The organism is Lutibacter sp. (genome assembly GCF_041596795.1).
GTDB lineage: Bacteria > Bacteroidota > Bacteroidia > Flavobacteriales > Flavobacteriaceae > Lutibacter.
This window is the reverse complement of the sequence record NZ_JBFHHX010000160.1, coordinates 1-6,728: the sequence shown is the minus strand read 5'-3', so window position 1 is coordinate 6,728 and position 6,728 is coordinate 1. Positions and strand designations below refer to the sequence as shown.

9 protein-coding genes are annotated in these 6,728 nt (G+C 28.8%); 2 read left to right on the top strand and 7 right to left on the bottom strand.

Translation table 11 applies throughout. The features are described from left to right. The 6 genes from ABY298_RS14020 to ABY298_RS13995 form a co-directional block, all read right to left on the bottom strand. Positions 1–383, bottom strand: a 383-nt coding sequence (locus ABY298_RS14020; protein ID WP_372746687.1) for a DNA primase, incomplete at its 3' end; no start/stop codon positions are given. A 138-nt stretch (positions 384–521) separates the two neighbouring features. Further along, positions 522–1,484, bottom strand: a complete 963-nt coding sequence (locus ABY298_RS14015) for a pseudouridine synthase (protein ID WP_372746686.1) — start codon at positions 1,482–1,484, stop codon at positions 522–524. 59 nt (positions 1,485–1,543) lie between these two features. Further along, entirely contained in the window at positions 1,544–2,479 is a 936-nt protein-coding gene (locus ABY298_RS14010) for a geranylgeranylglycerol-phosphate geranylgeranyltransferase (RefSeq protein WP_372746685.1), read from the bottom strand. A gap of 56 nt (positions 2,480–2,535) precedes the next feature. Then, on the bottom strand, positions 2,536–3,465 hold the full coding sequence (locus ABY298_RS14005) for a mevalonate kinase (RefSeq protein WP_372746684.1): 930 nt from the start codon (positions 3,463–3,465) through the stop codon (positions 2,536–2,538). A 39-nt stretch (positions 3,466–3,504) separates the two neighbouring features. Then, positions 3,505–3,858: a four helix bundle protein gene (locus ABY298_RS14000; RefSeq protein ID WP_372746683.1), complete on the bottom strand. Its 354-nt coding sequence runs from the start codon at positions 3,856–3,858 to the stop codon at positions 3,505–3,507. A gap of 9 nt (positions 3,859–3,867) precedes the next feature. Continuing rightward, positions 3,868–5,019 carry a diphosphomevalonate/mevalonate 3,5-bisphosphate decarboxylase family protein gene (locus tag ABY298_RS13995; RefSeq protein ID WP_372746682.1) on the bottom strand — a complete coding sequence of 384 codons (1,152 nt, stop codon included), beginning with the start codon at positions 5,017–5,019 and terminating at the stop codon, positions 3,868–3,870. Between the two features lie 150 nt (positions 5,020–5,169). Between ABY298_RS13995 and ABY298_RS13990 the strand changes: the two genes are divergently transcribed. Together ABY298_RS13990 and ABY298_RS13985 are read left to right on the top strand one after the other, a co-directional pair. After that, positions 5,170–5,778 (top strand): thiamine diphosphokinase, encoded by a 609-nt coding sequence (locus ABY298_RS13990; RefSeq protein WP_372746681.1) that lies wholly within the window; start codon positions 5,170–5,172, stop codon positions 5,776–5,778. 7 nt (positions 5,779–5,785) lie between these two features. Then, a complete protein-coding gene (locus ABY298_RS13985) occupies positions 5,786–6,022 on the top strand; it encodes a hypothetical protein (protein ID WP_372746680.1) in 237 nt (78 codons plus the stop codon). Positions 6,023–6,125: 103 nt separating this feature from the next. Here ABY298_RS13985 and ABY298_RS13980 read toward each other — a convergent pair. Then, a partial coding sequence (locus tag ABY298_RS13980; RefSeq protein ID WP_372746679.1) for an aminoacetone oxidase family FAD-binding enzyme occupies positions 6,126–6,728 on the bottom strand: 603 nt, incomplete at its 5' end.

Genomic DNA, 6,728 nt, shown 5'->3' with positions numbered 1-6,728 from the left:
TCATCTAAATCATCGTCATCTGCAACATCATTATCTTTATAATCATCAGTATCATCGTCGTCGTCAATATCTAAATCGTCATCATCCACGCCTAAACTTGCTTTAATATCAACATCTTTTACGTCAATATCTAAATCATCGCTAATTACAATATCATCATCCTCATCTTCCTCATATCTATCCATAGAATCTACTAATTCATCACTTATTTTTACCAAATAAATAGTATCTTCTGTTCTTACTTCAACAGCTTCTACATATTGACCTTTTGGGTTAGTAAAATGAATTACATCTCTAATTCCATATCCATCAGGAAATTTTTCAACCAATAAATTTAAAATTTCTGGTGTTAACTTTTTATAATCTACTATTATTCTCTTCAAAACTAAACGCTTATAAATTAGACTTTAAGAAGATATTTACTAAAATAAACACCTTCCTATTTTGGTCAAATATAAAAAAATATTTTAATTGAAAAATAAAATTAACTAGCCTAAATGTTTTTTTTTATTAATGATGTTTTATAACATTTTAAGTGTATTTATCTCCATTTCGGTTAAATGCCTCCAATGCCCTCTTGGCAAGTCTTTTTTAGTTAACCCCGCAAATAAAACTCTATCTAACTTTACTACGTTATAATTAAAATGTTCAAATATTTTACGTACTATTCTGTTTCTTCCTGAATGAATTTTTACTCCAATTTCAGTTTTTGGTTCATTTAAAATGTAAGAAATTTCATCAACAATAACTTTTCTATCTTCCATCATAAATCCTTCGGCAATTTTTTGAAGATCTGCCATTGTTAACTTTTTATCTAATGAAGCGTGGTATAACTTTTGAATTCCAGATTTTGGATGTGTTAATTTTTTAGCCATTTCACCATCATTGGTAAACAATAAAAGTCCGGTAGTATTTCTGTCTAACCTTCCAACTGGATAAATACGTTCTTTTGATGCATTTGCAATTAATTCCATTACAGTTTTGCGTCCTCTATCATCATCCATTGTAGTAATAAAGTTTTTAGGCTTATTTAAAAGTACGTATCTTTTTTTCTCTGGATTAATTAAAGAACCATCAAATTTAACCTCATCCGTTGGCATAACTTTGTAACCCATTTCTGTTACTACCTTACCATTAACCATAGCACTACCAGCACTAATATATACATCTGCTTCTCTACGGGAACAAATTCCTGCATTTGCAATATATTTATTTAGGCGAATTCCATCACTATCATTACTTTTAGAAGTTGATGCTTTAGGCTTATCTGTAGATTTATCGGTGAATTTTCTTTTTGAATCAAATTTCTTTTTAGAAAAATTTTGAGCACCTCTATTATCATCTGAATCGGAAGATTTTCTGAAAGTTTTAGATTTTGAACTATCTGAATATTTTCTAGTTCCGTTTGATTTATTTGTTGAAGATTTTTGAGGACCTTTTTTCCCTTGGTGTCGTCCTCCCGACGAGTTTTTACTTGAATTCATTATTTTGTATTTTTTGCAAAAGTAGATTTAATTATTTTACTTCTTCAAAAAAAACACAGTTATTTTAATAAAATTCTTTCTAAAATTATAGAGTAATCAATTAATGCTAAACTACATACACCTGCAACAATTAAAAATTTAATTAATAAATGAAGTAATATGTAATTGCGTTTATTTTTAACCAACCACAATAGCATTATAAAAAAACCTAATATTATTACCGATCCGTAAAAATAATACTTCATACCACCAATTTCAGGATATTTAAGTAGAAAATATATAGGGTTTAATGTTAAAACACATAAAAAAGTAATTAAAATTTTAGTGAATTTTTCTCCATACTTAACAGGAATGGTTTGATAATTTTGAGTAAAATCTCCTTTAATTTTTTCTAAATCTTTAATTAATTCTCTTATCAATAAAATGAAAAATAAAAAAGCTGCGTGTGTAAATATTATTTCAGAAAAGTTTTTATAGTACACAAAAATGGCAAAAAATGGCAGTATTGCTAAAATTGCTGCGGAAAATAGTCCGGTAAGTGGATACTTTTTTAATTTGTGAGAATAAAACCAAATTAGAAAAATGTATACCGAAAAAAACAATGCAGCTCTCCACGAAACTAAAAACCCAAAGCAAACTCCTAAAAAATTTAAAAAAAAGTAAATTCTTAATTTTATTTTTTGACTAACTATACTGTCTATTTTAGATTTTATGGGTTTGTTTATTTTATCAGCTCCAGAATCATAAAAATTATTAATAATATAACCAGAGGCAATTACACACATTGTTGCCAATACAATAAAATATAAGTCTAAATCTAATAATACATGTCTTAAAGATTTCTCTGGAGAAAAAATAAATAAAGATGCCAAATATTGGGCAATAACAATTAACAAAATGTTATAGCCACGCACCACCGAAAATAAACTCAACACTTTAATATAAAGCGGTACGTTTTTTTTGGAATTATTTTTTGAAATTTCTAGTAAATCCATGAGTCATCCATAAAATTTAATTTTATTAAACTTTATTTCTATTTTTAGGTATAAAATTAAAATCTATAAACTAATTCTAGCTTATAATCTTTTAAAATTTCTTGTGTCTTTTTGAAGTTTTTAGTGAAACCTAAAATATAACCACCTCCACCTGAGCCACACAATTTCAAATAATAATCATTAGAATCTATTCCTTGTTGCCAAATAGTATGAAAAGGTTGTGGAATCATTGGTTTAAAATTATCAAAAGCAACTTTTGACAATTGTTTTACATTTCCAAACAAAGATTTTACATTTCCGTGTAAAAAATCATCAATACAAGCATCGGTATATTTTGCAAAATCTTCGTTTAACATTTTTCTGAAACCTTCATTTTTCATTTTATTCATAAAAATGTTAATCATCGGTTCCGTTTCACCAACAATTTCAGAATCTAACAAAAATACAGCACCTCTTCCTTTCTTTTGAGAAGGAATTCCTGTAGCCTCTAAATTATCTTTTGAATTGATTAAAATTGGTAAACTTAAATAGGAATTTAAAGGATCTAAACCCGAACTTTTTCCGTGAAAAAACGATTCCATTAAAGAAAATGTTTCTTTTAATATTAACAATTTATCGCGAGTTAAGTTTTCTAAAACCGTAATTTTATTGTTGGCATATTTATCATACACAGAAGCAACTAAAGCACCTGAACTTCCAACTCCATAACCTTGCGGAATACTTGAATCAAAATACATGCCTTCATCAATATCGGTTTTAAACTCATCAAATCTAAAATTAATTAAGTCCTTACTATCTAAGTTAATTAAGTAATTATAAAATCTTTGTAGATTGAAATTTGATTTTTGAGAAGCCTCGGTAAGTTCTTCAGATTTTTTTAAAGCACCCTGATACGTATTGTACGGAATTGCCAACCCTTTGGAATCTTTTATAATTCCATATTCTCCAAAAAGTAAAATTTTCGCGTAAAAAAGCGGTCCTTTCATAATTATTCAAATTGAAAATTGACAATTGTTAATTGTCAATTATTTTAATTTTGTTGTTTTAATAATGCTAATTAAGAGCTTTAAAAGTTCTTTTATATTTTCTTGAACACTTAAATATTCACTTTCACTTAAATAATCCGTTTCTTTCAATAAATCAATCCAATACTCACTTTCATTTGCCTCTTTAAGTGCAACTGAAAGTTTGTGAACAAAGTCTGCCGTACTTTCTGCATGCTCAGATTCTCTAACCAAGGCACCAATACTAGTTCCAGAACGCAACAATTGCTTTGAAATAATAAATTCTTTTTTTTCTTGAGTTAAGAATTTATATAAATTCACAATACGAATCGAAAACAAAAAACTTTTAGTTTTAACAACATTTTCCTTTTTCATTATCAATTGCTAATTATCCATTTTCAATTGTTTTGCCCCATGTCCAATTCTGTCGCAAATATAATGATTTTCCTGACAAAATTGAATTAACTCGTTTATTATAAAATTATTAACAGTTTCTTTTTCGGCTTCTGGAAACAATACATGCACGTTTGCACCGGCATCTAACGTAAAGCAAATGTTACTTTTTGTTACTGCTCTGTACTCCCAAATTTTATTAATTATTTTTAAGGTATTTGGTTTCATTAAAATAAAATAAGGGTTACTTGTCATCATCATAGCGTGTAAGCTCAACGCTTCACTTTCCACAATTTCAACAAACTTTTTTAAATTACCATTTTGAAGCACTTCACTTATTTTTGAAATATTATTATTGGCTTGCTGAAAACGTTGTTGTGCATACGGATGATTGTACATTAATTGATGTCCAACAGTACTTGAAACCTGTTTTTCACCTTCATCAACTAATAAAATGGTATCATGATAATTTTTAAAATTTTCGTGCACTTTATACGGAAATTTTACACCAAATAAATTAGAGCTCCCTTCAACTTCAGTATGTTTTCCCCAAACAATTAATTCTCCTTCAATACTTCTGCAAGCACTTCCCGATCCTAAACGCGCTAAAAACGATGCTTTTTTATTAAAATATTCTTCAGAAATACTTGGATTTAACTCTTTCTCCAAACTCATTACACACAATGCCAAAGCGCTCATTCCGCTCGCTGAAGAGGCAATTCCACTACTATGAGGAAATGAATTTCTAGATTTTATTACAAATTCATACTCCTTCAAAAAAGGAACATATTTTTCTATTCGTTCAAAGAATTTTTGAATTTTTGGTTTAAAATCATTCATTTTTTCTCCTTCAAAGTAGATTTCAAAATTAAATGAATTCACGTCATGCTGAACTTGTTTCAGCATCTCATTATGCGAACCTGCACTTCGACTCCGCTCAGTGTCCAACTTTATAAACTCCAACGTTGTTAGAGTAAAACAAGCATCTAACGTAAAACTTATTGAAGTATTTTCTGGTAACTGCGGTTCTTGCTTTCCCCAATATTTAACCAATGCAATGTTGCTAGGTGTTTTCCAAGTTACACTTCCTTTAGAAGCTTTTGATGTTTCAAAATTTGATAAAATAAAGTCGGTTTCAGTCAAAACAAAAATTTTAAGCAAATATAACTATTTTAGATATGAGATATTAGATTTAAGGAGCAAGATTTACCATTTTTAGCACATCAAATTTAATAAACTTAAAAAATATTTTTTTTAAACTCTATACTTGCCTTTTTAGTTATTTTTGTTCTCATGAAAATTAAAAAGGCTTTTATTTTATTAAATGGCTCGGAGCCATCAGTTTTTCCTAATTTATCTGAATATGATATTGTTTGCGCCATTGATGGTGCTTACAACCATTTTGAAAAAAATAATATTTTTCCCGATTTAGTTACGGGTGATTTTGATTCTATTAACACAATTCCAAATACGGTTGAAGTTGTAAATACGCCTGATCAAAATTATACCGATTTTGACAAAGCATTACTTATTTTAAAAGAACGTGGCTATTTTCATATTGATGTTTACGGCGGAAGCGGCAAAGAGCACGACCATTTTTTAGGAAATATAAGCACCGCTATTCAATGGAAAAACACCCTTAAAATTACTTTTTTTGATGATTTTGGAACGTATTTTTTTATTGAAAAAAGTTTCGAAATTAACAATATTAAAAACAGAACTATTTCATTAATTCCTTTACCAACTGCAACTAATATTTCAACAAAAGGACTTAAATACGCATTAAAAAATGAAGATTTAATGTTTGGAGAACGTATTGGAACACGAAATAAAGCAAGTGAAAATACTGTTGAGATTTCTTTTGAAACTGGAAATTTATTAATTTATATCAGTAATAAATAATTGTATTTTGAATAGAAAACTAAAACTTATTTGGGATTTTAAAGGGCCAACTTCACAAAAAATAGCAGAGCACCACTGTATTCACCTGAAAGAATTTGCTGCAATTGAAAAATTACATTTTTACGAAGTAGATTTCACCATAATTTCTGAAATGCACACCATAGCATTTATAACAGTTGATGAAATTGATATGAAAACATACAGAGATGCGCTAAAACCACATAGAGGGCAATTGGCTGTGTAATTCTATCATCCGTCATTCTGAACTTGATTCAGAATCTCATTCTACAAAATATCAAACATTATGATAACCTGAACTAAATTCAGAATGACGGTTCAAACAAATTTTAATTCCCAACTGAATTTGCAACAATCCAACCGCTAGTCCAAGCATTTTGGAAATTAAATCCGCCAGTTAAAGCATCAATATTCAACACTTCTCCAGCAAAAAACAAATTAGCGTGTAACTTACTTTCAAAGCGTTTAAAATTTATTTCTTTCAAATCTACTCCTCCAGCAGTTACAAATTCATCTTTAAAAGTGCTTTTACCAGTTACTTTAAAAATACTTTGTGTTAGTTGTTTCGATAAATCTTCTAGCTGTTTATTGGTTAATTGTGCCCATTGTGCTTCTGCAGAAATTTCAGCAGCTAGCACAAATTTTTCCCACAATCGTTTTGAAATTTCTTCAAAAACGGAGCGTAAAACAATTTGTTTTTTAGATTGTTGTTGACGTTCCTTTTTCAAAATCTCCAAAACCGATTCTTGTTTTTTAGCCAACCAATTTACTTCAATTTCAAAATTGTACCCTTTTTCAAACAATTCCAATGCTCCCCAAGCCGATAACTTTAAAATTCCAGGACCGCTTAAACCCCAATGCGTTATTAATAAAGGTCCTTCTTCTGCTAATTTTGAATTCAACACTTTTACAGTAGCTTTTGGAACCGAAAT

Excerpts from the sequence above, each read along its gene's own strand:
- ABY298_RS14005 (WP_372746684.1), bottom strand. The coding sequence starts at position 3,465 with ATGAAAGGACCGCTTTTTTACGCGAAAATTTTACTTTTTGGAGAATAT.
- ABY298_RS14010 (WP_372746685.1), bottom strand. The coding sequence starts at position 2,479 with ATGGATTTACTAGAAATTTCAAAAAATAATTCCAAAAAAAACGTACCG.
- ABY298_RS14015 (WP_372746686.1), bottom strand. The coding sequence starts at position 1,484 with ATGAATTCAAGTAAAAACTCGTCGGGAGGACGACACCAAGGGAAAAAA.
- ABY298_RS13990 (WP_372746681.1), top strand. The coding sequence starts at position 5,170 with ATGAAAATTAAAAAGGCTTTTATTTTATTAAATGGCTCGGAGCCATCA.
- ABY298_RS14000 (WP_372746683.1), bottom strand. The coding sequence starts at position 3,858 with ATGAAAAAGGAAAATGTTGTTAAAACTAAAAGTTTTTTGTTTTCGATT.